Genomic DNA, 25,908 nt, shown 5'->3' with positions numbered 1-25,908 from the left:
CCTGTCACAAAAGGCTTACGCGCGCCTCTTAGAGGTTCGCCCAAGATCATCATGGGGATGATCACTACATATCTTTGTCAAGGAGACTGAAATGTCCTTTGTAAAACTGTCGGCTTCTGCACTGGCCATCGCGGCCGTTTCGGCGACTACTGCTGCTGCGCGTGATCAGGTACAGGTTGCCGGTTCGTCAACCGTGCTGCCTTACGCTTCGATCGTTGCTGAAGCCTTCGGTGAAAACTTTGACTTCCCGACACCGGTTGTTGAATCGGGCGGTTCCTCGGCGGGTCTGAAGCGTTTTTGTGAAGGTGTAGGCGAAAACACCATCGACGTTGCGAACGCTTCGCGTGCCATCCGCGAAAAAGAGATCAAAGCCTGCGCTGAGAACGGCGTGACGGACATCATCGAAGTTCAGATCGGTTATGACGGCATCGTTTTCGCATCCGACATCAACGGCAACTCGTTCGAGTTCACGCCGGAAGACTGGTACAGAGCCCTGTCCGCTCAAATCGTCGTCGACGGCGAACTGGTCGACAACCCGAACAAAACCTGGGACGACGTGAACCCTAACTTCCCGGCACAGCCGATCGCAGCCTTCATCCCGGGCACCAAGCACGGCACCCGTGAAGTGTTCGAAGACAAGGTGATCCTGGCCGGTTGTGAGCATCTGGGCGACTTTGACGTCTACAAGGCTGCCAACGGCGACGACAAGAAAGCAGCTGAAAAAGCCTGTATCGCGCTGCGTACCGACGGCGTTTCGGTCGACATCGACGGCGACTACACCGAAACCCTGGCCCGTATCGAAAGCAACAAGGACGGCATCGGCGTCTTTGGTCTGGCGTTCTATGAGAACAACACCGACAAGCTGCAGGTCGCGACCATGTCTGGCATCGTTCCTTCGACCGAGTCGATCGCATCCGGCGAATACCCGGTTTCGCGCCCGCTGTTCTTCTACGTGAAGAAAGCCCACATCGGCGTAATCCCCGGCCTGAAAGAGTATGCCGAGTTTTTCGTCGCTGACGAGATCGCAGGCCCCGATGGCCCGCTGGCAGAATACGGCCTGGTATCCGACCCAGAGCTGGTCAAAGTACAGGAAACAGTAGCCAACGAAACCGTTCTGGGCGGCGGCTCCTAAATACTCATATGAACGGAGCCGGGGCGTTTTCTGCGTCCCGGTTCATTTTGACTCCTACTCTGCCATCCTTACGGAGTTCTCATGGCGCTATCCTGGCTGTTGCTTATCCTGCTTGCACTGGCAGTGATTGGATTTTTCGCGGGTCGGTCCCGCGCATTGGCGAGCGCGGCTGGAGAGGCCCGTGATTTGCATTCTCTGCCATCATACTATGGCTACAACGTTGCTCTGACAGCTTTGGTTCCGGCATTGGGTGTGCTGATCATCTGGCTTCTGGTGCAGCCGATGATCGTGAACAGCACTGTTTCCGGCCTTATTCCTGATCAAGCGATCCCCGAGGGTTCAGATCGCGGCTTGGTTATGAGCGAGGTGCGCCGTGTGGCTTATGGTCTGGACGGCGCTGTGGCCAGTGGCGCGATGGCTGAGCCGCAGGCCCGGGATGGCAATGCCGATATCGAAGCCCTGACCAAAACGCTGAAAGAGTCCGGACAGGTTCTGACGCAAGACATCACACAGCCAATTTTGGTGGCAGCGCAGAAGTACCGCAGCATGACGTCAACCGGGAAGGTGGCAATGCAGGTCGTCGTTCTGGCGATTGCTCTGTTTGGTGCCGCTTTTGCCTATATCAGAACGCACAAGGATTTCCGGGCTCGCAATGTGGTCGAGCAGGGGGTTCTAGCGCTGTTGCTGCTCGCCGCGTCGATTGCAATCCTGACAACCGTCGGCATCGTTCTGTCGATGTTGTTCGAGACCATGAACTTCTTCCAGCTGCATTCCTGGAAAGACTTTTTCCTGGGAACCACCTGGGCCCCCAACTTCCGTGGCGGAAGTGAGCTGTCGATTCTGCCGCTGCTCTGGGGCACGCTATACATCTCGCTGATTGCGCTGCTGGTTGCTGTGCCGATCGGTCTGTTCGCCGCAATTTACCTGTCGGAATATGCATCCGGTGCGACCCGGTCGATCGCCAAACCTCTGCTCGAAATTCTGGCGGGTATCCCGACCATCGTTTACGGTTTGTTTGCCTTGCTGACGGTTGGTCCCGCGCTTGTTTCCCTTTTCGGTGATGGTGGCGCTTTGGGGGTGGGCTGGATGGCCAGTTCCAACGCGGTTCTGACGGCCGGTCTGGTGATGGGGATCATGCTGATTCCGTTCGTGTCCTCGCTGTCGGACGACATCATCAACGCTGTACCGCAATCCATGCGTGACGGTTCTCTCGGCCTTGGGGCCACGCATTCGGAAACCGTGCGCAATGTGATCCTGCCCGCAGCGCTGCCGGGCATCGTCGGGGCAATTCTGCTGGCCGCCAGCCGTGCCATTGGTGAAACGATGATCGTTGTGATGGCCGCCGGTGCGATAGCAAAGTTCTCGGGCAACCCATTCGAGGCGATGACCACCATCACCACGCGGATCGTCAGCCAGTTGACAGGTGATACCGACTTTGCCAGCCCTGAAACGCTGGTCGCGTTCGCGCTGGGTCTGACACTCTTTGTGATCACGCTGGGCCTGAATATCCTCGCCCTCTACATCGTACGCAAATACCGGGAGCAGTACGAATGACCGATATTTCCCAAACACCTGGCGCTGCTCCGACCGCGAAAACCAAGGGCGGATCGCTGTTCGAAAAGGACGCGCGCACCAAGCGGCGCAATGCGGCTGAAAGCCGGTTCAAGATTTACGGTATCGCCGCCATCGGTATCGGGCTGCTGATGCTGGTCGTTCTGGTTACGAATATCGTAACCGCCGGCACCGGGGCATTTCAGCAAACCTATCTTGAGCTGGATGTCGACCTGAAGGCCGACAAGTTGGACAAGAAGGGCAACCGCAATATTGAGGACATCAAGAAGGTGTCGACCTTTGGTTATGCGCCTCTGATCGCGTCTGCGCTGGAATCCGAAGTTGCAAAACTGGGCATCCAGACTGAACTGACACCTAAACAGATGGGCGGTATCCTGTCCAAAGCTGCGCAGGCGGAATTGCGGAACTACGTCATCGCCAATCCTGATGAGATCGGCAATACGGTCAGCTTCCGGTTTCTGACCAACAGCCGCGTTGATGGTTACATGAAAGATCGAGTAACCCGCGACTCGATTGCCAACGACAAGAGCATCTCGGTCGAACAACTTGATTTCGTTGACCAGTTGCGGGATGCCGGTGTTTTGTACAAGGCGTTCAACCCCGACTTCATCCTTGGTGCTGATGCGTCCGACCAACGGCCCGAGGCGGCAGGGATCGGCGTCTCAATGCTGGGTTCGCTGTTCATGATGTTCGTCGTGCTGGCGCTGGCATTGCCGATTGGTGTTGCAGCCTCGATCTATCTTGAGGAATTCGCACCGCAGAACCGGCTGACCGATATTATCGAGGTGAATATCTCGAACCTGGCTGCCGTTCCGTCCATCGTGTTCGGTATCCTGGGTCTGGCCGTGTTCATCAACTACATGCACCTGCCAACGTCCGCTCCGCTGGTCGGCGGTTTGGTGCTGACGCTGATGACCTTGCCGACGATCATCATATCGACCCGAGCATCATTGAAGGCCGTGCCGCCGTCGATCCGCGATGCAGCGCTTGGGGTAGGGGCCTCAAAAATGCAGGCGGTGTTCCACCATGTTCTGCCCTTGGCCGCACCCGGTATTCTGACCGGAACCATCATTGGTCTGGCGCAGGCGCTGGGTGAAACGGCTCCGCTGTTGCTGATCGGAATGGTGGGCTTTATCGCCTCGAACCCGCCCGACGGTATTGTTGCGGGCTTCCTGTCCCCGAACTCGGCCATGCCGGCGCAGATCTACGAATGGTCCAAGCGCGCCGACCCGGCCTTTTACGAACGCGCATGGGGGGGCATCATCATTCTGTTGATCTTCCTCGTCACAATGAACACGATTGCGGTCATCCTGCGCCGCCGCTTTGAACGCCGCTGGTAAGTGGAGGCAATAATGAACGACATGACACGAGTGGAGAGAACCGTGGACTCCGAAGAAATCAAGATCGCCGCGAAAAACGTTCAGGTCTATTACGGCGATGCCCACGCCATCAAGGACGTGAACGTGGAGATCGAAGACAAGAAGGTGACGGCCTTCATCGGCCCGTCGGGGTGCGGCAAATCCACCTTCCTGCGCTGCCTGAACCGGATGAACGACACCATTGACATCTGCCGGGTCGAAGGAGACATCCTGCTGGACGGCGAAGACATCTATGACAAGCGTGTCGACCCGGTGCAGCTGCGCGCCAAAGTGGGGATGGTGTTCCAGAAGCCCAACCCGTTCCCCAAGTCGATCTACGACAATGTCGCTTACGGCCCTCGCATCCACGGCCTTGCCAAGAACAAGGCAGAACTGGATGAGATCGTTGAGAAATCCTTGCGCCGGGGTGCGATCTGGGATGAGGTGAAGGACCGGCTGGATGCCCCGGGCACAGGTCTGTCCGGTGGTCAGCAGCAACGCCTGTGCATCGCTCGCGCCGTCGCGACCGAGCCCGAGGTTCTGCTGATGGACGAACCCTGTTCGGCGCTGGACCCGATTGCAACGGCGCAAGTCGAGGAACTGATCGATGAGCTGCGCGCGCAATATTCTGTGGTGATCGTGACCCATTCGATGCAGCAGGCCGCCCGTGTAAGCCAGAAGACCGCTTTCTTCCATTTGGGAAACCTGGTCGAGTTTGGCGAAACCGGCCAGATCTTCACCAACCCGGTGGATCCCCGCACGGAAAGCTACATTACAGGCCGGATCGGCTGAGTACAGGTAACCAGATATGACCGAACAACATATTGCATCCGCATTCGACCGCGACCTTGAAACGATCCAGGCCCACATCATGAAGATGGGCGGTCTGGTCGAGGCCGCAATCATGAGCTCGGCCCGCTCGCTTGAGACGCGCGACGAGGAACTGGCGCAGCAAGTCCGGCAGGGCGACAAGGCCATTGACGCGCTTGAAGACCTGATCAACGAAGAAACCGCGCGTCTGATTGCGCTGCGGTCCCCGACGGCCGGCGATCTGAGGCTGGTGTTGTCGGTCCTGAAGGTTTCGGCCAACCTGGAACGCATTGGCGATTATTCCAAGAACATTGCCAAGCGTACCACGGTTCTGGTCAACGCAGGCGAGATCAACGGAAGCGCTGCGGCTCTGCGCCGTATGGCGCGCGAGGTCGAGCGTATGCTGCGGGACGCCCTGGATGCCTATATCCAGCGCGACGCCGAACTGGCGGCCGACGTGATCGAACGGGACGAAGAGGTGGACCAGATGTATAACGGTCTGTTCCGCGAATTCCTGACGTTCATGGCCGAGGATCCGCGCAATATTTCGTCGTGTATGCATTTGCATTTCATCGCCAAGAACATCGAGCGTATGGGCGACCATGTCACTGCAATCGCTGAGCAGGTTGTTTATCTCGTGACCGGTGAACGACCCTCCGAGGCGCGGCCCAAGGCTGATATCACCTCGCAAACCGTCTAGGAGATCGCGATCATGTCCGCTGATCAGCCCACAGTTCTGGTTGTCGAGGATGAACCCGCGCAGCGCGAAGTGCTGGCCTACAATCTTGAAGCAGAAGGGTTTCGCGTCTCAAAAGCCGCCAACGGTGACGAAGCCCTGCTGTTGGTCGATGAGGATAGCCCGGACATCATCGTGCTAGACTGGATGATGCCAAACCTCAGCGGGATCGAAGTCTGTCGGCGTCTGAAAACCCGGCCGGATACGCGCTCCATTCCGATCATCATGCTTTCGGCCCGTACGGAAGAGGTGGACAAGGTGCGTGGGCTGGAAACCGGCGCGGATGACTATGTCGTCAAGCCGTATTCAGTCGTCGAACTCATGGCACGGGTGCGATCCCAACTGCGGCGTGTGCGTCCGGCGACAGTTGGTCTGCGGCTGGAGTATGACGATATCGTTCTGGACTCCGAGACACACAAAGTCAGCCGCGACAGCAAACCGCTGAAACTTGGCCCGACCGAGTTTCGCCTGCTCAGCACTTTCATGGAAAAGCCAGGCCGGGTCTGGAGCCGCGAGCAATTGCTGGACCGGGTCTGGGGGCGGGACATTTATGTCGATACCAGAACAGTTGACGTGCATATCGGACGCCTGCGCAAGGCTTTGACACAGCATGGGGGCGACGATCCGGTGCGCACGGTACGTGGTGCTGGCTACGCCTTGGGCTGAACAAGGGGCAGGGCGGCCCGGTCAGAAACTATGCGATTCACTCATGGGTGATTGCTAAACTCTTGCTGTCTTTTGCCAGCGCTCCGGGTTATTTTGCCGCGAAGCCGACTGAGCGGAGAATGATCATGAACGCCCCGACCCCCAAACCCACCTTGCGCGCCAAGGATACCCCGGATCTTGGTAAATTTGCCTGGGATGATCCTTTTCGCCTGTCTGATCAGCTGAACGAAGACGAACGCATGATTGCGGACAGCGCCCGTGCTTATGCTCAGGAAAAGCTGCAACCCCGGATTACGCAGGCGTTCGAGGAGGAAAAGACAGACCCCGAGATCTTTCGCGAGATGGGCGAAATGGGTTTGCTGGGCACCACGATTCCCGAAGAATATGGCGGGATCGGTGCCGGCTATGTCTCGTACGGGCTGGTGGCGCGTGAAGTCGAGCGTGTGGATTCCGGCTATCGATCGATGATGTCGGTGCAAAGCTCACTGGTGATGTATCCGATCTATGCCTATGGCAGTGAAGAACAGCGGCAAAAATACCTGCCCAAGCTGGCCAGCGGAGAGTGGATTGGTTGTTTCGGTCTGACCGAAGCAGACGCGGGTTCGGATCCGGCGGGTATGAAGACCCGCGCTGAAAAGATCGATGGTGGCTATCGGTTGAACGGCAGCAAGATGTGGATTTCCAATGCACCGATCGCGGATGTGTTTGTTGTCTGGGCCAAATCCGATGCGCATGACGGCAAAATTCGCGGTTTTGTGCTTGAAAAAGGCCTCAAGGGTCTGAGCGCCCCTAAGATTCAGAACAAGCTGAGCCTGCGTGCATCAATCACCGGTGAAATCGTCATGGATGGCGTCGAAGTTGGTGAAGACGCATTGCTGCCCCATGTTCAGGGTCTGAAAGGTCCATTCGGCTGTCTGAACCGCGCAAGATACGGCATCAGCTGGGGGGTCATGGGGGCTGCTGAATGCTGCTGGCATGGCGCACGCCAGTATGGACTGGACCGCAAGCAATTCAATCGTCCCCTGGCGCAAACGCAATTGTTCCAGCGCAAACTGGCCGACATGCAAACCGAAATCGCGCTGGGGCTGCAGGCCAGCCTGCGGGTCGGACGCCTGATGGACCAGGCCGAAGCTGCGCCGGAAATGATTTCGATCGTGAAGCGCAACAATTGTGGCAAAGCTCTGGATATCGCGCGTCTGGCACGCGACATGCACGGTGGCAACGGGATCTCTCTGGAGTTTCACGTTATCCGCCACATGGTCAATCTGGAGACCGTGAATACCTATGAAGGCACTCACGATGTCCATGCATTGATCCTGGGGCGGGCGCAAACCGGCTTGCAGGCGTTTTTCTAAGCGCCGGATTTCGACGGCGAACATTCTGCCACTCGGCTGCTATATTAGCAGCCGGGTGGTTGTCGTTGGTAAGATTTTATTCAGAGGTTCGTGAGTTGACGTCAGCTTGGCCGTCAATTTTACAGGATACACAAATTCGTATAATCGGTATTATGGTAAAAAGTCTCCTTCGCGTTCTTGGTGACACGTTGCTAATCAAAAGTAGTCTAACATCATAACAATCGGTTAGAAGAGATCTCTAACCTTGTTTGACAGCCTTCCGCATCAGGCCTTCCTGTGCGACAGAAGCCACAAGTTCGCCATTCTGAGAAAAGATCGAACCGCGGTTAAAACTGCGACCACGGCCTGTCCAAGGTGAATCCATCGAATACAGATGCCAGTTCTCGAAGTGAACCGGTGCATGGAACCACAACGCATGATCCAAGCTGGCGCTGTTGACTTCGCCAGTATACCAGCTCAGGCCGTGCGGCCGCATCCCTGACGTCATCAGGTACATGTCTGACGCGTAGGCCAACAACAGATGTTGTGTGATTGGATCAGTGTCAGCCGCTGCTGACATGCGAAACCAGATTTGGTTGCGGTCATCGGATTTCACCGGATGGATCGGGCTGTGGTGATTGACTTCGCGAACTTCGATCGGACGTTCCCGAAGCAGTTCGCCATGCAGCCGTTTCGGAACTTGATCCAGCAACTTGTGATACAACTCTGATCGCGCGGGATACGAGTTCGGTGAATTCGACTCTGGCATGGGATGTTGGTGGTCCCATCCATCATCCTGAATATGAAAAGACGCCGACAAGTTCAGGATTTGTTTGCCGTTCTGGATCGCAACAACCCGGCGAGTCGTAAAAGAACCTCCATCTCGCGCTCTATCCACTTGATATATTATCGGAATATCAGGGTTTCCGGGTCGTATGAAATACGCATGTAGCGAATGGCATAGCCGGTCGTCCACTGTCCTGTATGCCGCAGCTAGTGCTTGAGCTATGACCTGACCGCCGAAAACTCTTGTTGGGGTTTCCCCGCCGGATCCGGTGCCCCGAAACAGGTCTTGTTCAAGCCTTTCAACGTTGAGAAGATCAAGAAGGATACGCTCGGCTTCGGTCATATTGTGTCTCACTGGTGTATTTCTTCAGGCGAAGTAACAGTCGCCGACCGGTCATTCAATGATTGTACCCAAAACCAGTGATTTTAGCTCGGCCCGGGACGGGTACGAACTAGAAGGAGACAACTGTGTGAAGAACACCGAAGTCAGATCGTTCTGGTAGTCGATCCAGAAAAACGTAGAAGCCATTCCGCCCCAACTGAAATCCCCTTGGGACCCGGCAACCCGGGTGCGACCCGGTTGGATAACAATAGCGCCCGCAAGTCCAAACCCCATTCCCTCCATTGGTTGTTCCGCAAAACTGCGCGGGCCCATCGATGCGATGTCACCCGGCAAATGGTTATGCATCATAAACTCAACGGTCTTGGGGCCCAACAGGCGGTGGCCGTTCCCCTGCCCCCGATTTCGCAGCATTTCCGCGAAACGGGCATAGTCATCGATCGTGCTTACCAGACCGCCACCTCCGGAATACATCGTCGCGCGTTCAAACGGAGATTTCCCGGCTTCGTCTACAAGCCGCAGGCTGTTTTCCCCGACATCGGGGGAATTGAGCGCCATGGCATCGCCAGCCAAGGGGGTGTAAAGCGACGCAAATCTGCTGGATGCTCCATGTGGGACTGAAAAACCGGTCTTTGTCATGCCCAATGGGTCAAAAACATTTTGCAGAAGGAACCCGTCCAAGGACTGTCCGGATACGATTTCGACGATCCGGCCAAGAACGTCTGTCGCGACGGAGTATTCCCACCTGGTCCCTGGTTGGAACGCCAGTGGCAGGGTCGCGAGTTTTGTTACGTTGTCCGCCAGAAAGCCCTGATCCGGCTTGAAAAATAGTTCCTGCGCTTCCATGGCTTCCGGCAGTATTCCGGGGTTAAAGGAATAGCTAAGGCCACTTGTGTGTGTCAGTAGCTGGTGCACCGTCGGGGTCGTGGCAGGTTCTGTCTGATCAATCCTTGTTGCGTCAGACACAAGCGCCTGCATATCCGCGAACTCGGGCAAAAAGTCAGATACCGGCGCGTTCAGAGGAAACAAACCGCGTTCAACCAGCATCATGATGGCGACGGACGTGATCGGTTTGGTCATCGAATAAATTCGAACCACTGTGTCACGTTCAAAAGGCAGTTCGCGCGCAAGATCCCGATGCCCGCAGGTATGGAAAAACGCCTCTCTACCGCCCTGGATCAGCAACAACGAAGAACCTGCGTATTTGCGCTGATCGACATAGCGTTGCATCCAGTGGCGGATGTGTTGCGTCCTGTCAGGGTCAAGTGTCGACTGGCGTGCCATGTATTTCCAAACCTGTGTTGTATTGCGGATTTCGCTGCTCCAGCCAGCCAATGCAGGTGTCGGCCGCCGTTTTGTATGTATCGCAACGGAGTTATTACATATTTTTATACAACAATGGCATGTAGACATCTTCCCCATTTCACGTTTATCAAACTGTTATGGGGACAGTAAAATAATGCGCAAAATTCTGGTATTAAATGGGCCAAACCTCAATTTGCTGGGTACGCGGCAACCTGAGATTTACGGCAGCGTCACTTTGAAAGACGTCGAAGATCTGTGCATAGCGCATGGAAAGTCGATTGGGCTGTCAGTATCACATCTTCAGTCCAACCACGAAGGCGCGCTTATTGATGCCATCCACGCGGCGCGTGGGGTTTATGATGGTCTGGTACTGAACGCCGGCGCCTATACGCACACTTCAATTGCATTGCTGGACGCGATTTCGTCGGTCGAGCTGCCGACGATTGAGGTCCACCTGTCAAACATTCATGCGCGAGAATCCTTCCGCCACAAGTCCTACATCGCCAAGGCGGCGCTTGGTCAGATTTGCGGATTTGGGGCGCAAAGCTATGTGCTGGCTTTGGATGCGTTGGCTTCGCATCTCAATGACGGAGGTGGCGCGGCGTGAACCTGAAAGAATATCTTCATTTCCTGAGCTATACGAAAACTCTGGAAGAGCTATGGGACGCGCACTGCCGTCAAATGGCTGAGTTTGGGTTCGAGCGTCTTTTGTACGGCTACACGTTGTTCCGGACAGAAACGTCGCTGGGAGACCCCGAAGATTTTGTCATCCTCACAAACCACGGCCGGGCGTATTTGGATGGTTTTTTGCAGGGTGGACTGTATTTCCATGCGCCAATGTTGAAATGGGCGCTGAACAATGAGGGTGCGCAAAGTTGGAATCTGGCACAATCTTCGCAGAGCAACGGTTCGTTGTCTCCTCAGGAGAAGCAGGTTCTGGATTTCAACAAGTCCATGGGCGTTGTTGCCGGATATACTGTCAGCTTCAATTCCGTGTCGATGCGCACCAAGGGCGCAATCTCTCTGGCGGCCGGAAGTGATCTGAGCCAGGATGATGTTGACGCGATATGGGGTGAGCACGGCGAAGACATTCTGCTGATGAACAATGTCGCCCATCTGAAGATCCTGACACTGCCCTATCACGCCCCCAACCGGGCCCTGACAAAGCGCCAGCGTGAGGCGCTGCAATGGGTCGGCGATGGCAAGACAACGCAGGATATTGCTCTGCTCATGGGGCTGACTTCAGCGACAGTAGAAAAGCACCTCAGGCTCGCGCGCGAGTCACTTGCAGTTGAAACAACAGCGCAGGCTGTCCTGAAAGCTTCGCTGCAGAACCAGATGTTCGTTATGGAGGCATAACGCATCAATTTTGACGCTAAATTGCGTCAATTTACCTTAGGTAAGGAAATCATGACTTTCCGAATCCTTACCATAAGTTGCAAAGTGAGAGTGTTCCGTGAGTGGTGGCTTTAGCCAGGGAACAATTGATCGGATCTTTGCAATACCAGGGCTCTCCGGTCGCTCTGACTCAAATGCGTCTATTGGTCCACGTAGTTGAGTCGGAAATTTTGGGGGGCCTCGACCATCCCCATCATGCGGGGCCCCTCAATCAACCTTTTCTCCAATTTTGCGGTAGTCGGCAGCGTTCTGCGTACGTGCATCCGGAATCCAAAAAAACCGGTCACGCTTTCACGTAACCGGTTCCTATTTCTTAGTGGGGGTATCTGTTGATACCCCGCATTCTCAGCCCTGAGCAGCCTTGGCCACTTCGGCTGCGAAGTCTTCTTTTTCGACAACGATGCCTTCACCCACTTCCAGACGGACGAAGCCGGTGATGGTCGCGCCAGCTTCTTTGGCAGCGGCTTCAACAGTCAGGTCAGGGTTCACAACGAACTGCTGGTTCAGCAGAGTCGATTCCGCGACGAATTTCTTCATGCGGCCTACGATCATCTTTTCGATCACCTGCTCGGGCTTGCCGGATTCGCGGGCGATGTCCATCTGAACCTGCTTTTCCTTCTCGACAACAGCCGGGTCCATATCATCTTCGGACAGGGCCGCCGGGTTTACAGCTGCGATGTGCATTGCAACCTGTTTGCCGATTGCTTCGTCACCACCGGTCAGAGCAACCAGAACACCGATTTTGCCCATGCCATTGGTGGCAGCGTTGTGCACGTAAGACACAACGGTGTCGCCCGACAGTTTGGCCATGCGGCGAACCGACATGTTTTCTCCGATGGTGGCGATCTTGTCGGTCAGCGTGTCGGCAACGGTCTTGCCGCCCAGATCAGCAGCCAGCAGCGCCTCGACATTGTCCACGCCTTCGGCGGCGTAGGCGATTTTGCCGACCATTTCCTGGAACTCGCCATTCTTCGCAACGAAGTCGGTTTCCGAGTTCACTTCGACAGCGACACCAGTGCCACCGTCCACGTGAACTGCAACCAGACCTTCTGCCGCGGTACGGCCAGATTTCTTAGCCGCTTTGGCCAGGCCCTTGGTGCGCAGCCAGTCAACGGCTTCGTCCATGTTGCCGCCGGTTTCGGTCAGCGCTTTTTTTGCGTCCATCATGCCTGCGCCGGTCGAGTCGCGCAGTTCTTTAACCATTGCTGCTGTGATTGCCATCTTTTGGCTCTCCTCAATTCAAACGGAATTGGGGCAGGTCTACCCTGCCCCATATGTCATTTTGGTGACGGGCAGCTTACGCTTCAGCAGGTGCTTCTGCTTCGGCCTCTTCAGCAACGGCTTCTTCAACCGGAGCTTCTTCGAACGCACCCAGGTCAACGCCCGCAGCACCCATCTGAGCGGTCATGCCGTCCAGTGCGGCGCGTGCGGCCAGATCGCAGTACAGAGCGATTGCGCGTGCAGCGTCGTCGTTGCCGGGGATGATGTAGTCAACGCCGTCGGGCGAGCAGTTGGTGTCGACAACTGCCACAACCGGGATACCCAGCTTGTTGGCTTCGGCGATGGCCAGTGCTTCTTTCTTGACGTCGATGACGAACAGCAGATCAGGAACGCCGCCCATCTCGCGGATACCGCCCAGCGAAGCCTGCAGCTTGGACTGGTCACGCTCCATGCCTAGACGCTCTTTCTTGGTCAGGCCTTCGGCGCCCGATTCCATTGCTTCGTCGATCTGGTTCAGACGGTTGATCGACTGGGAAACGGTTTTCCAGTTGGTCAGGGTGCCGCCAAGCCAGCGGTGGTTCATGTAGTACTGCGCCGACTTTTCAGCGGCTTCAGCGATCGGCTGAGCAGCCTGACGCTTGGTGCCAACGAACAGAACGCGGCCACCTTTTGCGACGGTGTCACGAACAGCCTGCAGAGCCTGATCCAGCATCGGAACGGTCTGGGTCAGGTCCATGATGTGGATGCCATTGCGCGAGCCGTAGATGAACGGGCCCATGCGGGGATTCCAACGCTGTGTCTGGTGACCAAAGTGAACGCCAGCTTCCAGCAGCTGACGCATGGTGAACTCGGGAAGAGCCATGCTTTACTTTCCTTTTCCGGTTTACGCCTCGGCGGGGGTGAAAGAAGCGGATGCTCCAACCGGCGGTCTTGATGAGGATGTCTCCCTCAAAAAGGCCAAACCCCGCCTGCGGGTTTGAATGGCGCGCGTATACGGCAGGTTGAGTGGCAGCGCAAGGGTCTTTCGCCCTTATTTTTCGAGCCGCGCCAGGCTATGTGCGTGCCGAACCGCCTCCTCGCAATGTGCAGCCAAAGCCTTGCGGTTCTCAAAGTCGCTGACTTTTGCGGGGGCGTGATAAATCAACTCAACCGAGCCTTGCTTGTGTGCGGCGAGTGTCTTGAGAAGGTGCGGTCCGAAATCCATGTCGCCCCACCAGCCATAAAACCGCGCAGGCCGCCCATCGGGTTCATGGAAAACCACCGTGACCGGCTGGACATACATGAACTCTCGCAATTCTCTGGTAAAGAACGCCTCGAAAAGTGTTGTTTTAAATGGCAAAACACGCAAACCGTCAGTCGAGGTGCCTTCGGGGAAAAACAACAGCTTGTGCCCGGCTTTCAGTCGGGTTTCGAACACCTTGGTCTGCTCGCGGGCTTTCTTTCGGTCACGTTCAATGAACACGGTGCCGGTTGCGCGGGCCAGCCACCCAATGCCGGGCCATTTGGCAACTTCGGCCTTGGAAACAAAGTAGACGCGCTTGCGCGCATTGAGTGCGAAAATGTCCAGCCAAGAGGTGTGATTTGCCACAACCGCGCCTTGTTCCCGCATCAATTCGCCTGAGGTTCTATACCCCATTCCGAGTATTCGAAATGCATTCCTGCAGACGAACTGTGTGATGAAAGGTGTAACCGGCCTTCGAACGTCGTAAAGTGGCCGTTCGATCAGGCGAAGGGCCAAAAGGATGATCAGACCACCAAACACCAAAACCGCCAAAGGCAGCCCGCGCAGGATCACCAGAAGCCAACCGCCCAGACCCAATCGGATGGGATCCGGCGCATTCTCGCTATTCCAAAGCGGGTCGTTCACAGGATTACGCCCCGCTGTAGATGCGCTTTTGACGCTGGTTCATGCGGGCTGTGTCCAGGATCAGGCAGACATCGGTGGTGTTGAAGGCATGATCAATAAAGGCCCCCTCGCCCACAAATCCGCCCAGCCTCAGGTACGCTTTGATGAGTGATGGCACCTGCACCATGGCAGCACGCCGATCCAGATCCTCGGGGTCGACAAGGTTCATGTCCTGAAAGACACCTGGCTGGGTACGTACCCGCAGATCAGGTGGTGCCAGATGGTTGTGATGCAGCATCGACAGGGGTTGAGCAAGTGCCTGAACATCCGTGCCGTGAAAACTGGCGACACCAAACAGAACTTCGATGTTGCGGTCTTCAACGTATTTCGCAAGTCCATTCCAGATGTAATACATCGCCGTGCCGCCCCGATAATCGGGGTGCAGGCACGATCGCCCAAGTTCCAGCAGCTTGCGCCCGCTTTCTTTCAGGACAGTCAGATCATATTCATCTTCCGAGTAGAACTGCCCCAGTTCAGCGGCCCGATCACCGGGCAACAACCGATAGACACCAATCACCTCGCCCGTCGTATCGTCATAAGCCAGCATGTGATCGAAATGCGGATCGAAGCTGTCCTGCTCCAAACCGGCATCATGGTCAACCATCCGCCCACCGCCGCCCAACTCGCGCACGAACACGTCATAGCGTAGCCGCTGCGCCGCCCGAAGCTCCGCCTCGTTTTCGGCAAGTTTGACTGTGAAAGATGGGCCTGCGTCGGGCATGTGCGATGTTTGATCCTTTTTGGTACTGGTCCGCCTGATACAGCAGTTTTTTGCGGCTTAGCAACATGCGCTGCTCTGGCAGGTTCCGTTAACTTTTCCTAAACCAGTTTCAGAGATCAAAGACCGGCACCAGGGCAATACGTGTCCCGTCAATCACCACTTTCCCCTGCTCGCGAAAGTTCACGGTGATCTTGCCTGCGATGTTGGACTGAACCTGTCCGACGCCCCAATCGGGGAAATCCGGGTGGCGGACATACATGCCCGGTGCAAGAATAGCATTGAGGTCTGTCATGCGGTGGCTCCGGTCCGGCGGCAGATACAGCAGGAGGTACGCATGGGCGGCACGGACGTCAACCTGGCCGAGTTGATCGGTTCCCGGATCTGTCACGATCTGATCAGCCCTATAGGTGCGATCACCAACGGGCTGGAACTGCTTGAGATGGTTGGCAGCGTGCAAGGTCCTGAGATGGAGTTGATTTCCGGCAGCGTCGGCAGCGCCGGTGCCAGAATTCGCTTTTTCCGCGTGGCGTTCGGCGCTGCGGGCGACCAGCCGCTTGGACGAACCGAAATTGCAGATCTGTTACGGGATATCGAACGCGCAGGCCGCGTTCGGATCAATTGGACCCTGGGCGAACCCGCACCCCGCAATCAGGTGAAACTGACCTTTCTGGCATTGATGTGCTGCGAAAGTGCCATGCCTATGGGAGGCGAGGTCGAGATTTCCCTGCATGACGGGAAATGGACCGTGGCCGGGAACGCGGACAAACTGAATATCGATTGCGATCTGTGGAAGCACGTCGCGACCGGTCGGTTTCCCGGCAAGGTAACACCAGCTCAGGTGCAGTTTGCCCTGCTGCATGAGACTTCGGCGGCCATGGGACGGCGGATTGCGGTTGAAACTTCCGCAACCCGGGTTGCTTTGCGCTTTTAGGTTCGGGTCGTCCCGTTCCCGCGCACAAGATACTTGAAGCTGGTCAATTGCGCTGCCCCCACCGGGCCGCGGGCATGCATCTTGCCGGTGGCAATCCCGATCTCAGCGCCCATTCCGAATTCCCCGCCGTCGGCAAACTGAGTTGAGGCATTGTGCATCAAAATGGCACTGTCCAACCGCTCGAAAAAACGCGCGGCGGCATTGGCGTCCTCGGTCATGATGCAATCGGTATGGTTTGAGCCATTGGCTCGGATATGCGCGATGGCCGCGTCGATGTCGGCAACCGGTTTAGCCGCAATTATGCTGTCGAGGAACTCCTTGCCCCAATCCTCATCGGTCGCGGCGATTGTGCCTTCAATGGCCAGATCGCCCTCGGCATGGACTTCGACACCCGCCGCCATCAAGGCGGATACAACGTCGCGTCCCAGTGTCTTCGCAACGTCCTCGTGAACAAGAAGACATTCTGCAGCGCCACAAATGCCGGTGCGTCGCGTCTTGGCGTTCAGGACCACATCCAGCGTTTTTTGGGGATCGGCTGCCTTGTCCACGTAGATGTGAACGATGCCTTCGAGATGCGCAAAAACAGGCACCCGTGCTTCGCGTTGCACCAGCCCGACAAGACCCTTGCCCCCGCGGGGGACGATGACATCCACGTAATCGGTCATGGTCAACAGTTCCTGAACCGCAGCCCGATCCCGGGTCGGGATCAACTGTATCGCGTCCTCGGGCAGGTTGGCGGCTTTAAGACCCTCAACAAGGCTGGCGTGGATCGCTGTCGACGAGTGAAAGCTCTCGGAACCGCCCCGAAGAATCACGGCATTGCCGGATTTCAGGCAAAGTGCACCGGCATCGGCGGTTACGTTTGGCCGGCTTTCATAGATCACACCGATCACGCCAAGCGGTGTGCGCACACGCTGAATATTCAGACCCGACGCCATATCCCATTCAGACAGAACTTCGCCCACGGGATCTGCCTGTTCAGCGACGGCGCGCAAACCGTCGACCATGCCGCGGACACGGTCCTCATCCAGCATCAGGCGGTCCATCATGGCGGCGCTCAGGCCCTTTTGGCGACCAAACTCCAGGTCTTTCCGGTTGGCCTCAATGATTTGCGCGCGGTTTTCCCAAACCGCGTCGGCGGCTGCAATCAGCGCAGCGTGTTTACGTTCGGCGCTGGCAAACCCAAGCGCGTTCGACGCTTCCTTGGCGCGTTTTCCGAGATCGGCCATCAGGGCGGGAATGGTGTCGAAATCCTTCATGTCATGTGCCTTTCAGGTCCGAGTGTTCTGCGTTTCGGGGAACGTCATCATAGTGCCAGATCGTCGCGATGGATCAGGGCGGCCCTGCCCGGGTAGCCGAGTGTCGCCTCGATTTCCGAAGATTTGCGCCCCTTTATCGCATCGGCTTCCTGCGCAGTGTAACGGCTTAGGCCCTGCGCCAGACGACGCGCCACGGGATCCAGAATCGCTACGGGATCGCCACGCCCGAAATCACCGGTCACTTCGATAACACCTGCTGGCAGCAGGCTTTTGCCGTTGGCCAGCGCACGCGCTGCCCCCTCGTCCACTTTGATTTCTCCGCGCGGCTTCATTGCCGAAATCCAGCGTTTGCGCGCGGCGTGCGGATCCAATGTCGCCGTGAACCATGTGCAATTTGCGCCGTTCTCGAGCGTTTTCAGCGGGTTCAGCGGGGAACCTTCAGTAATCGCCATATCGCAGCCGGCGGCGATCGCCATCTTGCCAGCCAAAAGTTTCGTCTTCATTCCGCCCTTTGACAGCCCGGAACCCGCATCGCCTGCCATGGCCTCAATCTCGGGCGTGATCTGTTCGATCACGTCATAGCGGGTCGCCTTCGGGTCGTCGTTGGGATTTCCGGTGTAGAACCCGTCAACGTCAGACAACAGGATCAACTGGTCGGCCCCAACCGTCACAGCAATCTGTGCGGCCAGACGGTCATTGTCACCATAGCGAATTTCGTCCGTTGCAACGGTATCGTTTTCATTGACGATCGGGACCACGTCCAGGCTCAACAGCGTCTCAAGCGTCGCCCGCGAATTCAGGTAACGGCGCCGGTTTGCGCTGTCTTCCAGCGTCACCAGAACCTGAGCGGTTTTGATGTCATGAGGCGCAAGTACTTCTTCATACGCACGGGCCAGCCGAATCTGACCGACAGCAGCAGCGGCCTGCGACTGCTCTAACGGCAGGTTGGCCATAGGCAGGCCCAACACGCCACGCCCCAGAGCGATTGAGCCCGAGGACACCAGAATGACATCCGTGCCCTGATTCTTGAGCCAGACCACATCCTCGGCCAGAGAGCGTAGCCACTCGGATCGAAGCAGGCCCGTCTCGCGGTCCACCAGCAACGCGGACCCGATTTTGACAACCAAACGTTTTGCAGTGGTCAGGGTTGCCAAGCTTGTGCCTCCTCGTTGGGCTTTTGGCGCAGGCGGTCTTCGTCGATCTGCGTTCTAAGGGCGCGGAGCACCTCGGTCACACCCAGATGCGCGACGCCCGACATGGTCATGACGGGGCCGCCAACCGCCTCTTCCAGTTCGGCCTTGACCATTTCTGTTTCGTCGACATCCAGCGCGTCGACCTTGTTCAGCACGGTGATGCGCGGCTTTTCCGCCAGTTTGCCACCATACGCCTCGAGTTCGTGAATGATGGTGCGATAGTCCTCGGCCACAGTTTCCGAGGTTCCGTCAACCAGATGCAGCAGAACCGCGCACCGTTCGACATGGCCCAGAAAGCGGTCGCCAATCCCGCGCCCTTCATGGGCACCTTCGATCAGGCCAGGAATATCGGCAACGACGAATTCCACATTGTCGACGCCCACAACCCCCAGGTTCGGGTGCAGTGTCGTGAAGGGGTAGTCGGCGATCTTTGGGCGCGCGTTCGACGTTGCCGCCAGAAAGGTCGACTTGCCGGCGTTGGGCATACCAAGCAGCCCCACATCGGCGATCAGTTTCAGCCGCAACCAGATCGTGCGGTCGATACCCGCCTGCCCCGGGTTGGCCCGTCGTGGCGCCTGGTTTGTCGCCGATTTGAAGTGCAGGTTGCCAAAGCCACCATTGCCGCCTTTGGCCAACAGCACGCGCTGGCCAACCTCGGTCAGGTCGCAGATGACCGTTTCTTCATCTTCGTCCAGAATCTCGGTACCGACGGGCACGCGCAAAACGATGTCGTCGCCATCTTTGCCGGTGCGCTGCTGCCCGCGTCCGGGCTGGCCGTTTTTGGCAAAGAAATGCTGCTGATAGCGGAAGTCGATCAGGGTGTTGAGCCCGTCCACGACCTCGGCCCAGACAGACCCGCCTTTACCGCCGTCTCCGCCATCGGGGCCGCCGTATTCAATGTACTTTTCGCGCCGAAAGCTGACGCACCCGCCACCGCCGGCCCCGGACCGGATGTAGACCTTTGCAAGATCGAGAAATTTCATGACTGTCCCCTACTGCAAAGGCCCCATCGGCCACAAGTCAGAGTTTTTTGCTGTATGTCCAGGTGGGCACATTCGCGTCGCGCGCCACCGAATAGCTTTCCGCATCACCCAGATACTGGAACCCGCAATGTGTCAGCACCCGGGCCGAAGCCGGATTGTCCTGAAACACGCTGGCGAACATGGTGGCGTTCTCGAGCGGGTTGGCATTGACCAGGGCCTCGACGGCCTGAGAGGCGATGCCAGTGTTCCAATACAGGGGCGCGACCCAATATCCGACCTCGGACTGATTGCGATCCAGCCGCATCAGTGAGATCACACCGATCAGCTCAGGCCCGCCATCCTTGGTGGCGTCCATGGCCCAGACATCCTCGTCGCGGTCGTCAGCCATCGAGCGGGTCACAAATGCCTCGACCGAGCCGGGCGGCAACGGGTGCGGGATCGACGTCGTCATGCGCGCCACGCGTTTTTCGCCTGCATAATATTCGATGAGACCCATATCCGACCTGCGCAGCGGGCGCAGATCGAACCGCTCGGTTTCAATGACCGGCTGATTGATTATAGTCTCAAGCTTCATGAGTTCGTTCCTCCTCCGAACAACACAAAAAATACGGACGCAACTGTCAAACTCGCCAACGTCCACATCAGATATTTTTCTACGGGGCGACCTTCAACCGCATGGGCGATTCTATCTCCGGCAAATGTCCAAATCGGGTGCAAAATCACCTGGCAGGACAATAAGCAGAGAGCGATCGTGAGCGTCGCGTCAAAACTCGACGTTCCGGCAGCAACAAAACCGGTAAACCCGGCGACGATCATCGCCCAGGCCTTGGGATTCAGCGGGTGAACAATCAGCCCCGCCCAGAACCCCGGAGCGGCTTCACGCGTAGAACCACGCGACAGACGCAAGTTCGCAATTTTCCACGCAAGCCAGCAAATATAGGCCGCTGAAGCGTATTTCAGGACTGAAAACACCAGGGGCGCCTGTTCAGCCAATTGCAGCAGCCCAAAACCTACGGGCCAAATGATCAGTTGTTTGCCCAATATGACACCGGCCACAAACGGCAACGCCGCTCGAAAGCCATAGCGCGCGCCGGTCCCGAGCAGGACCATGTTGGCCGGTCCCGGCGTGCCGACCTGACTGGCGGCAAAGATAAGGAAACTGGTGGTGGCGACTGTCATCGGTTCTGGTGATCACGACTGCGTTAAAACGAAAAAGGGACCGGCATTTTCTGCCGGTCCCCCATGAATTTTTTATTAAACCTTCTGGGTTTCGGCTTACTCTGCGGCCTCCGCCACTGGCAGGACCGAAATAAAGGTGCGGTTTTTGAGGCCTTTGTGGAACTTCACGGCGCCATCGACAGTTGCAAAGATGGTGTGATCTTTGCCCATGCCTACGCCTTCGCCCGGCCAGAACTTGGTGCCGCGCTGACGCACGATGATGTTGCCTGCAATGGCGGCCTGACCACCATAGAGTTTCACGCCAAGGCGACGACCTGCTGAGTCGCGACCGTTACGGGAGGAACCGCCAGCTTTTTTATGTGCCATTCTCTCTCTCCTTAGCCTTTGGCCAGCTCTTTGGCCTGCTCAACCCATTCGGGTTTCACTTTGACCGTTTCGATAGCAGCAATCTGCTCGTCCGACAAGGCGGCCAGAGCGGCAAAGCTCTCGATACCGGCCTCGGCCAGCTTTTTGGCAGCGGCAGGACCAACACCGTTCAGCTGGGTCAGATCGTCAGCGGCGGCAGCGGGTGCCTCTGCTTTGGCTTCAGCTTTCTTGGCAGGCTTTTTTGCCGCCGGAGCAGCTTCACCAGCCGGAGCGGAACCGGTTGCAGCTTTGATGCCCGATTTGTCAGCGCCCGACGCCAGGATGTCGGTGATTTTGACCAGAGTCAGTTTCTGACGGTGGCCAACAGTACGCTTCGAGCTGTGCTTACGACGGCGTTTGACGAACTTGATGACCTTGTCACCTTTGACCTGTTCGATCACTTCGGCCTGAACGCCTGCGCCTTCGATGAACGGTGCGCCGACAACCGGAGCGTCGCCGCCCAGCATCAGAACATCGTTGAATTGAACTTTTTCACCTGCGTCGGCAGCCAGTTTTTCAACGCGGAGCACGTCGCCCGCCTGAACTTTGTACTGCTTGCCGCCAGTCTTGAGGACCGCAAACATGCGTCTTTCCTTTTCCAAACCGCGTTCTGTGGTCCCCTTGTGGGCGTTTTGGCCGAAGCCACCTCGAACAGCGCGCCCTTTTCGGGCTGTGTGACGACCTAAGGGCAAAACCCTGAGGTCAAATAATAACGAGACCCGGCGCGGAGATTCCGGCCGGGATGCGCGCTTATCCATAGATTGCCCGAGAAAGTCAACACCAATGCGGTGCTAAAGATCGGATGCCCTCATCGAGTGCGCAACCGCCCTGCCCAGTTGATACGAAATCTCGTCAAACATCTGGTCAAACCCCGTAAACAGCGCCTTGTTCAGGGCTCGGCCTGTGTCTGTACGGGAAAAGGCGATGTTCTCTCGCATTTGCGCCTCGGTCAGGGGTTGATAGGCCAGAAGAAGGAAGGAATACAGCCAAACGGTAGCGTCCTCAGTCCTTTCCTTTGTCTGCGCCAATAGCTGGGCCCAGAGTTCGGCGTCATCCTGGCTTTCTTCCAGATCAAGGCCGCGAAAGAAAAAGAAATCAGCGCTGAGAGAGTTCTGAACATTCTGATTGATCAGGTCATTGACCTGAATGTACTCATCCACCAGCTTGAAGAACTTGTCGTCGCGGGGCTCATTTTCATACGCGTGCCGGGCCATCTCCTCGATCGTTTCGTCCGAGATTGCATCCCGCGCCGAGTTTTCCAGTGACACCACAGTTTTGCCGACAGCGCTTTCGAAAAACAGAATAGCCTGATCCATCTGAACGCTGGTCAGATTCTCGGTCAGGGCCGAGGTTATCTGGGACTGCATCCAGACGGTGTCGTAAATATCCTCGACTTGCGCTTCCAGGAATGAGCCGCCCTTTTGGTCCAGATGGGTTTCATCCAGTTCCTGCCGGTGCGCCTGACCTTCCTTCCGAAGGATCTCCATGATTTGGCTCAGCTGCAATGCCTCGGCCAGTTGATCCACCTTTTCGGATGCAGCGACCGTTCCGCATGCAAACAGTCCAATAAGTAATCCAATAACCAGACGCATCAGATATCCTGAGCTGGATGCAATTCTGCCATACGGGCCGCCAGAATTTCGAATTTCATGGCCATGATTTCGTATTGGATTGCATTCAGCAGCTCATAAACTTCCTGCATTTGCGGATGCTCCAGAGCTTTTGTGTAGGCTTCGACATCCTCGTCCGAGAAGTCCTGATAAGTATATGCGGCGCCTGCCAGAGCAGACAATTGCATCGCCTGACGCATCCCACTTTCGTTACGGCGCAGCATTTCCCGCAATTCATCGGCGCTGAACTGCAGGTCGATAACTCCAGACGCGCTGGCCGCCAAAAGAAAGCGCAATTGCACTTCCTGCAGCGCACGAAGGGCGGTTCCACTTGAATCGACGGCACGATTCATGCGCTTCAGGGTTTCGACCCTGTGCGAGCCGTCTTTGACAAGCTCTGAGATGATCTCCTTCCCTTGCTTTTGCTTGTCGTCCTCGTCTTCGTACAGGTGCGAAGCATTTTCAGCCTCGACAAGCCGTTGGCCGAGGTCCGACGCATAAAACTCTACGGCGTGGTTCAACGAGTCGTCGCTCAACGTCTGTTCAAGGATTGATACGGCGATTTCGTGCATATCCTTGAGGTCAAAAACTTCTTCCGCCAGGCGCGTCCAGTCCGATCCGAACCCCTCAGGATCGATACCAAGCATTTTGGGGGCTGACGCCGACGTCAGAGCTATACTTTCCAGCGCAACATCAAACCCGGTCGTTGTCAGGAAGGCCTCAATCCGGTCCCTGCTGGCAGCAGAAGGCGATTGCGCCATAGCTGCCACCGCAATCAACGGCATCAGCACGGACAGAAGGACGTTTCGAACAAGCTTGATCATGAGTAAGAGCCTATGTGATTCAGAATGACAGGCAATGGAAAATCAGTCCAATTCGAAATTCGGGAATTTTCCGCTTGCACCCCTGCGCGTTCCTCACTAAATCCCCCCCTCACAGACCCCCGCGGAGAGGTGCCGGAGTGGTCGAACGGGGCGGTCTCGAAAACCGTTGTGGGTGCAAGCCCACCCAGGGTTCGAATCCCTGTCTCTCCGCCATACTCCCCTCATGTATTGTTTGAGCCGACGTAGGAGGTTGGTGCATCGGCGTGTTGTGGCTTTTTTCGCGTTAACATTCGCCTGTACGCGGTTGAAAGAAGACAAAATCATTGCCTGAAAAACATGAGAGTGTTTCTTTCTAAACAGCCCGACGTCAATCACCGGATCGGTCTTTTTCAAGAAAGCCAACACCCAGGACCAACGTGGCGGCACATTCTTGCCGCTGTTGCACGGTCGGATCAGCGTGCTGTGGCCCAAGATCCGAATTTGCAAAGAAATCCAGAGATTTCCCCCTTTGCCCAAGGGTAGATTTGACCCATCTCGACCGAGTAGATTTGAAGGAGACACTCATGTCGCGCACTCTAATTATCGGAATCGCCATCGCCGCCATTGGCGCAGGCGCCTATTACATCCTGAACCAACCCGAGCCGACTCCGGCAGAACAATTGCAATCGGCCGCCGAGGATGCAGCCGACGCCGCAAGCGAAGCTGCATCCGCCGCGCAGGATGCAGCCAACGAAGCGCTGCAGAACGCAACGGAGCAGGCCAGTGAAGCCGCCTCATCCATCTCGGATCAGGCGGCAGAGCTTGCCGAGCAGGCCGGACAGACCGCAACAGACCTGGCCGATCAGGCCGGCGAGCAAGTCGCATCGCTGAGCAGCGAAGGCCAAGAGTTGCTTTCGTCCTGGATCGAAGAAGGCGCATTGACCCTGCAGAACTTTGACTATGACAAGATGGTTGCAGCGGTTCAGGAAAGCACTCTGACACAAGACGTCAAGACACAGGCGATCAAGATTCTGGATGAAATCAAGGCTTCGCCGGAAACGATTGCTTTGAAAATTCAGGAACTGCAGCAGCTGTTCACGCAGCAATAATTCTGATGGGGCCGGTTTCCGGACCGGCCCCCGTCTTGCATTATCCAACAATGCACTTGTTCGCATTTGCCCAAGGCCCTCTGCGAAGGATGAGCGCTGGAAAAATGAAATTTCAGAAAGGCTTATCTCGGGAAGTTTTGCCGTCAACCTACTGGGGCCGCGAAAAAAGAGTGACGAAACGGTGATTATCGCGCCATAGTAATCTCAAGCCGCGGCGTCCTTTGAACGACCGGGCACCAATGATGCCGGACATACCGGACGTGGGAGGTGAATTTGGACAACGCGCAGTTGCTGGTCAGCGGGTTGGCAAACGGATGTGTCTACGGTCTGATCGCGCTTGGCTTTGTGCTGATCTACAAAGCAACAGAGGCCGTGAATTTCGCACAGGGCGATTTCATGATGCTTGGGGCGTTCGTGACCATCGGCCTGACGAATACCGAATATATGGGACTGCCTTTCTGGCTTGCTCTGCCAATTTCCTTCGCGGTGATGGGCGCTTTGGGCTATCTGCTCGAGCGCCTGATTATCCGACGCCTGTTTGGTGAAAGTCAGACTGCCGTTGTAATCCTGACAATTGCTCTGGGCTTTGTCATCCGGTTCGCCGCCGGTTTGATCTGGGGGCACGAGCCGCAAACTCTGCAAAACCCTCTGGCGGGCAAGGAGGTCCGGTTCGGCGGACTGGTTCTGGGGATGGAAGACGTGGCCGTCATTGGGGTCACTTTTGTTCTGACCTGGGGTCTTTATGCGTTTTTCAACAGAACAAAGCTCGGGCTGGCGATGCAGGGGGCTTCGCAGAACCAACTGGCGGCTTATTACATGGGCATTCCGGTGCGGCGCGTTCAGGGCTTTGTATGGGCACTGGCAGGTGTTGTCGCAGCTATTGCGGGTGTTCTGTTCGCCGCCAAGGGGTCGGTCGACCCGACAACAGGACTGCTTGGTATCAAGGCCTTCGCGGCTGCGGTTATCGGCGGCTTCGGAAGCTTGCCCGGCGCTTTGGCGGGTGGGTTGATTGTTGGGATCATCGAACCATTTGCAAGCCGTTACATCGCGGCGGGTTACAGCCAGATCGCCCCTTACGCCTTGCTTCTGGCCGTGCTGGTTTTCCGACCCAACGGATTGTTCAGCCAAGTACGTATCAAGAAGGTCTGATC

At 56.7% G+C, this 25,908-nt stretch carries 28 protein-coding genes and 1 tRNA gene; 13 read left to right on the top strand and 16 right to left on the bottom strand.

The annotated features are described in order from the left end of the window. The first annotated feature begins 91 nt into the window (after positions 1-91). From ACR0FE_RS01795 to ACR0FE_RS01765, 7 genes are all read left to right on the top strand, one after another. The gene (locus ACR0FE_RS01795; RefSeq protein ID WP_480910578.1) at positions 92-1,132 is read left to right on the top strand and encodes a substrate-binding domain-containing protein; all 1,041 of its coding nucleotides are present in this window, start codon (positions 92-94) and stop codon (positions 1,130-1,132) included. Between the two features lie 81 nt (positions 1,133-1,213). Then, entirely contained in the window at positions 1,214-2,686 is a 1,473-nt protein-coding gene (pstC, locus tag ACR0FE_RS01790; RefSeq protein WP_480910576.1) for a phosphate ABC transporter permease subunit PstC, read from the top strand. Next, positions 2,683-4,044 (top strand): phosphate ABC transporter permease PstA, encoded by a 1,362-nt coding sequence (pstA, locus tag ACR0FE_RS01785; RefSeq protein ID WP_480910574.1) that lies wholly within the window; start codon positions 2,683-2,685, stop codon positions 4,042-4,044. Before pstC ends, pstA begins: the two co-directional genes overlap by 4 nt. A 12-nt stretch (positions 4,045-4,056) precedes the next feature. Next, positions 4,057-4,854: a phosphate ABC transporter ATP-binding protein PstB gene (gene pstB, locus ACR0FE_RS01780; protein WP_170677121.1), complete on the top strand. Its 798-nt coding sequence runs from the start codon at positions 4,057-4,059 to the stop codon at positions 4,852-4,854. Positions 4,855-4,870: 16 nt separating this feature from the next. Further along, positions 4,871-5,572 (top strand): phosphate signaling complex protein PhoU, encoded by a 702-nt coding sequence (gene phoU / locus ACR0FE_RS01775; RefSeq protein WP_480910571.1) that lies wholly within the window; start codon positions 4,871-4,873, stop codon positions 5,570-5,572. Positions 5,573-5,584: 12 nt separating this feature from the next. Beyond that, on the top strand, positions 5,585-6,274 hold the full coding sequence (gene phoB / locus ACR0FE_RS01770) for a phosphate regulon transcriptional regulator PhoB (protein ID WP_170677117.1): 690 nt from the start codon (positions 5,585-5,587) through the stop codon (positions 6,272-6,274). A gap of 125 nt (positions 6,275-6,399) precedes the next feature. Beyond that, positions 6,400-7,629 carry an acyl-CoA dehydrogenase gene (locus ACR0FE_RS01765; RefSeq protein WP_480910568.1) on the top strand — a complete coding sequence of 410 codons (1,230 nt, stop codon included), beginning with the start codon at positions 6,400-6,402 and terminating at the stop codon, positions 7,627-7,629. Between the two features lie 238 nt (positions 7,630-7,867). Here the strand turns inward: ACR0FE_RS01765 and ACR0FE_RS01760 are convergent, their stop codons facing one another. Next, positions 7,868-8,737, bottom strand: coding sequence for an acyl-CoA thioesterase (locus ACR0FE_RS01760; RefSeq protein ID WP_170615034.1), 870 nt, complete (start codon positions 8,735-8,737; stop codon positions 7,868-7,870). Positions 8,738-8,788: 51 nt separating this feature from the next. After that, complete coding sequence (locus ACR0FE_RS01755; protein ID WP_480910565.1) at positions 8,789-10,018, bottom strand: serine hydrolase domain-containing protein; 1,230 nt, start codon at positions 10,016-10,018, stop codon at positions 8,789-8,791. 175 nt (positions 10,019-10,193) lie between these two features. On the opposite strand from ACR0FE_RS01755, the gene aroQ reads away from it, so the two are divergent. Continuing rightward, positions 10,194-10,646: a type II 3-dehydroquinate dehydratase gene (aroQ, locus tag ACR0FE_RS01750; protein ID WP_170615036.1), complete on the top strand. Its 453-nt coding sequence runs from the start codon at positions 10,194-10,196 to the stop codon at positions 10,644-10,646. Further along, complete coding sequence (locus ACR0FE_RS01745) at positions 10,643-11,398, top strand: autoinducer binding domain-containing protein (protein ID WP_480910562.1); 756 nt, start codon at positions 10,643-10,645, stop codon at positions 11,396-11,398. Before aroQ ends, ACR0FE_RS01745 begins: the two co-directional genes overlap by 4 nt. 384 nt (positions 11,399-11,782) lie before the next feature. Here ACR0FE_RS01745 and tsf read toward each other — a convergent pair whose 3' ends face one another. The 5 genes from tsf to ACR0FE_RS01720 form a co-directional block, all read right to left on the bottom strand. Further along, complete coding sequence (tsf, locus tag ACR0FE_RS01740) at positions 11,783-12,658, bottom strand: translation elongation factor Ts (protein ID WP_170615038.1); 876 nt, start codon at positions 12,656-12,658, stop codon at positions 11,783-11,785. A gap of 76 nt (positions 12,659-12,734) precedes the next feature. Then, positions 12,735-13,520, bottom strand: coding sequence for a 30S ribosomal protein S2 (gene rpsB, locus ACR0FE_RS01735; RefSeq protein ID WP_170615039.1), 786 nt, complete (start codon positions 13,518-13,520; stop codon positions 12,735-12,737). 168 nt (positions 13,521-13,688) lie between these two features. Next, entirely contained in the window at positions 13,689-14,525 is an 837-nt protein-coding gene (gene olsA, locus ACR0FE_RS01730) for a lyso-ornithine lipid O-acyltransferase (RefSeq protein WP_480910558.1), read from the bottom strand. A gap of 4 nt (positions 14,526-14,529) precedes the next feature. Next, positions 14,530-15,285 (bottom strand): L-ornithine N(alpha)-acyltransferase, encoded by a 756-nt coding sequence (gene olsB / locus ACR0FE_RS01725; RefSeq protein WP_480910555.1) that lies wholly within the window; start codon positions 15,283-15,285, stop codon positions 14,530-14,532. 109 nt (positions 15,286-15,394) lie between these two features. Continuing rightward, a complete protein-coding gene (locus tag ACR0FE_RS01720) occupies positions 15,395-15,577 on the bottom strand; it encodes a DUF3553 domain-containing protein (RefSeq protein ID WP_170615042.1) in 183 nt (60 codons plus the stop codon). 42 nt (positions 15,578-15,619) lie between these two features. Between ACR0FE_RS01720 and ACR0FE_RS01715 the strand changes: the two genes are divergently transcribed. After that, positions 15,620-16,216: a histidine phosphotransferase family protein gene (locus ACR0FE_RS01715; RefSeq protein WP_480910553.1), complete on the top strand. Its 597-nt coding sequence runs from the start codon at positions 15,620-15,622 to the stop codon at positions 16,214-16,216. Here the strand turns inward: ACR0FE_RS01715 and ACR0FE_RS01710 are convergent. The 9 genes from ACR0FE_RS01710 to ACR0FE_RS01670 form a co-directional block, all read right to left on the bottom strand. Further along, positions 16,213-17,475: a glutamate-5-semialdehyde dehydrogenase gene (locus ACR0FE_RS01710; protein ID WP_480910550.1), complete on the bottom strand. Its 1,263-nt coding sequence runs from the start codon at positions 17,473-17,475 to the stop codon at positions 16,213-16,215. The two genes, ACR0FE_RS01715 and ACR0FE_RS01710, sit on opposite strands and share 4 nt — an antisense overlap. A gap of 47 nt (positions 17,476-17,522) precedes the next feature. Beyond that, entirely contained in the window at positions 17,523-18,629 is a 1,107-nt protein-coding gene (gene proB / locus ACR0FE_RS01705) for a glutamate 5-kinase (RefSeq protein WP_170806343.1), read from the bottom strand. Next, a complete protein-coding gene (gene obgE / locus ACR0FE_RS01700) occupies positions 18,617-19,651 on the bottom strand; it encodes a GTPase ObgE (RefSeq protein WP_480910547.1) in 1,035 nt (344 codons plus the stop codon). The genes proB and obgE overlap by 13 nt, the downstream gene beginning before the upstream one ends. Positions 19,652-19,688: 37 nt before the next feature. Continuing rightward, complete coding sequence (locus ACR0FE_RS01695) at positions 19,689-20,225, bottom strand: GNAT family N-acetyltransferase (RefSeq protein ID WP_170615047.1); 537 nt, start codon at positions 20,223-20,225, stop codon at positions 19,689-19,691. Beyond that, positions 20,222-20,830, bottom strand: a complete 609-nt coding sequence (locus tag ACR0FE_RS01690) for a LysE family translocator (protein ID WP_170677087.1) — start codon at positions 20,828-20,830, stop codon at positions 20,222-20,224. Before ACR0FE_RS01690 ends, ACR0FE_RS01695 begins: the two co-directional genes overlap by 4 nt. 96 nt (positions 20,831-20,926) lie before the next feature. Beyond that, positions 20,927-21,196 carry a 50S ribosomal protein L27 gene (gene rpmA / locus ACR0FE_RS01685; protein ID WP_010440093.1) on the bottom strand — a complete coding sequence of 90 codons (270 nt, stop codon included), beginning with the start codon at positions 21,194-21,196 and terminating at the stop codon, positions 20,927-20,929. Between the two features lie 11 nt (positions 21,197-21,207). Next, positions 21,208-21,819: a 50S ribosomal protein L21 gene (locus ACR0FE_RS01680; protein ID WP_480489958.1), complete on the bottom strand. Its 612-nt coding sequence runs from the start codon at positions 21,817-21,819 to the stop codon at positions 21,208-21,210. Positions 21,820-22,026: 207 nt separating this feature from the next. Beyond that, positions 22,027-22,827, bottom strand: coding sequence for a DUF2059 domain-containing protein (locus tag ACR0FE_RS01675; protein WP_170615050.1), 801 nt, complete (start codon positions 22,825-22,827; stop codon positions 22,027-22,029). Continuing rightward, on the bottom strand, positions 22,827-23,669 hold the full coding sequence (locus tag ACR0FE_RS01670; protein ID WP_480910542.1) for a DUF2059 domain-containing protein: 843 nt from the start codon (positions 23,667-23,669) through the stop codon (positions 22,827-22,829). The genes ACR0FE_RS01675 and ACR0FE_RS01670 overlap by 1 nt, the downstream gene beginning before the upstream one ends. A gap of 123 nt (positions 23,670-23,792) precedes the next feature. Here ACR0FE_RS01670 and ACR0FE_RS01665 point away from each other — a divergent pair. From ACR0FE_RS01665 to ACR0FE_RS01655, 3 genes are all read left to right on the top strand, one after another. Continuing rightward, positions 23,793-23,882 (top strand) — tRNA-Ser (locus ACR0FE_RS01665). Between the two features lie 350 nt (positions 23,883-24,232). After that, complete coding sequence (locus ACR0FE_RS01660) at positions 24,233-24,757, top strand: hypothetical protein (RefSeq protein WP_170677080.1); 525 nt, start codon at positions 24,233-24,235, stop codon at positions 24,755-24,757. Positions 24,758-25,030: 273 nt separating this feature from the next. Then, entirely contained in the window at positions 25,031-25,906 is an 876-nt protein-coding gene (locus tag ACR0FE_RS01655; RefSeq protein WP_480910539.1) for a branched-chain amino acid ABC transporter permease, read from the top strand. Positions 25,907-25,908: the final 2 nt, after the last annotated feature.

It is taken from the genome of Ruegeria sp. K7 (assembly GCF_056531785.1).
Note: the sequence above shows the minus strand (reverse complement) of the source record. Positions and strands in the feature narration are given on the sequence as shown.

What these genes read in the sequence shown, in the direction of transcription:
- ACR0FE_RS01795 (WP_480910578.1), top strand. Translation starts at nt 92, where the DNA reads ATGTCCTTTGTAAAACTGTCGGCTTCTGCACTGGCCATCGCGGCCGTT.
- pstC (WP_480910576.1), top strand. Translation starts at nt 1,214, where the DNA reads ATGGCGCTATCCTGGCTGTTGCTTATCCTGCTTGCACTGGCAGTGATT.
- pstA (WP_480910574.1), top strand. Translation starts at nt 2,683, where the DNA reads ATGACCGATATTTCCCAAACACCTGGCGCTGCTCCGACCGCGAAAACC.
- pstB (WP_170677121.1), top strand. Translation starts at nt 4,057, where the DNA reads ATGAACGACATGACACGAGTGGAGAGAACCGTGGACTCCGAAGAAATC.
- phoU (WP_480910571.1), top strand. Translation starts at nt 4,871, where the DNA reads ATGACCGAACAACATATTGCATCCGCATTCGACCGCGACCTTGAAACG.
- phoB (WP_170677117.1), top strand. Translation starts at nt 5,585, where the DNA reads ATGTCCGCTGATCAGCCCACAGTTCTGGTTGTCGAGGATGAACCCGCG.
- ACR0FE_RS01765 (WP_480910568.1), top strand. Translation starts at nt 6,400, where the DNA reads ATGAACGCCCCGACCCCCAAACCCACCTTGCGCGCCAAGGATACCCCG.
- ACR0FE_RS01760 (WP_170615034.1), bottom strand. Translation starts at nt 8,737, where the DNA reads ATGACCGAAGCCGAGCGTATCCTTCTTGATCTTCTCAACGTTGAAAGG.
- ACR0FE_RS01755 (WP_480910565.1), bottom strand. Translation starts at nt 10,018, where the DNA reads ATGGCACGCCAGTCGACACTTGACCCTGACAGGACGCAACACATCCGC.
- aroQ (WP_170615036.1), top strand. Translation starts at nt 10,194, where the DNA reads ATGCGCAAAATTCTGGTATTAAATGGGCCAAACCTCAATTTGCTGGGT.
- tsf (WP_170615038.1), bottom strand. Translation starts at nt 12,658, where the DNA reads ATGGCAATCACAGCAGCAATGGTTAAAGAACTGCGCGACTCGACCGGC.
- rpsB (WP_170615039.1), bottom strand. Translation starts at nt 13,520, where the DNA reads ATGGCTCTTCCCGAGTTCACCATGCGTCAGCTGCTGGAAGCTGGCGTT.
- olsB (WP_480910555.1), bottom strand. Translation starts at nt 15,285, where the DNA reads ATGCCCGACGCAGGCCCATCTTTCACAGTCAAACTTGCCGAAAACGAG.
- ACR0FE_RS01720 (WP_170615042.1), bottom strand. Translation starts at nt 15,577, where the DNA reads ATGACAGACCTCAATGCTATTCTTGCACCGGGCATGTATGTCCGCCAC.
- ACR0FE_RS01715 (WP_480910553.1), top strand. Translation starts at nt 15,620, where the DNA reads ATGGGCGGCACGGACGTCAACCTGGCCGAGTTGATCGGTTCCCGGATC.
- ACR0FE_RS01710 (WP_480910550.1), bottom strand. Translation starts at nt 17,475, where the DNA reads ATGAAGGATTTCGACACCATTCCCGCCCTGATGGCCGATCTCGGAAAA.
- obgE (WP_480910547.1), bottom strand. Translation starts at nt 19,651, where the DNA reads ATGAAATTTCTCGATCTTGCAAAGGTCTACATCCGGTCCGGGGCCGGC.
- ACR0FE_RS01695 (WP_170615047.1), bottom strand. Translation starts at nt 20,225, where the DNA reads ATGAAGCTTGAGACTATAATCAATCAGCCGGTCATTGAAACCGAGCGG.
- ACR0FE_RS01690 (WP_170677087.1), bottom strand. Translation starts at nt 20,830, where the DNA reads ATGACAGTCGCCACCACCAGTTTCCTTATCTTTGCCGCCAGTCAGGTC.
- rpmA (WP_010440093.1), bottom strand. Translation starts at nt 21,196, where the DNA reads ATGGCACATAAAAAAGCTGGCGGTTCCTCCCGTAACGGTCGCGACTCA.
- ACR0FE_RS01680 (WP_480489958.1), bottom strand. Translation starts at nt 21,819, where the DNA reads ATGTTTGCGGTCCTCAAGACTGGCGGCAAGCAGTACAAAGTTCAGGCG.
- ACR0FE_RS01675 (WP_170615050.1), bottom strand. Translation starts at nt 22,827, where the DNA reads ATGCGTCTGGTTATTGGATTACTTATTGGACTGTTTGCATGCGGAACG.
- ACR0FE_RS01670 (WP_480910542.1), bottom strand. Translation starts at nt 23,669, where the DNA reads ATGATCAAGCTTGTTCGAAACGTCCTTCTGTCCGTGCTGATGCCGTTG.
- ACR0FE_RS01660 (WP_170677080.1), top strand. Translation starts at nt 24,233, where the DNA reads ATGTCGCGCACTCTAATTATCGGAATCGCCATCGCCGCCATTGGCGCA.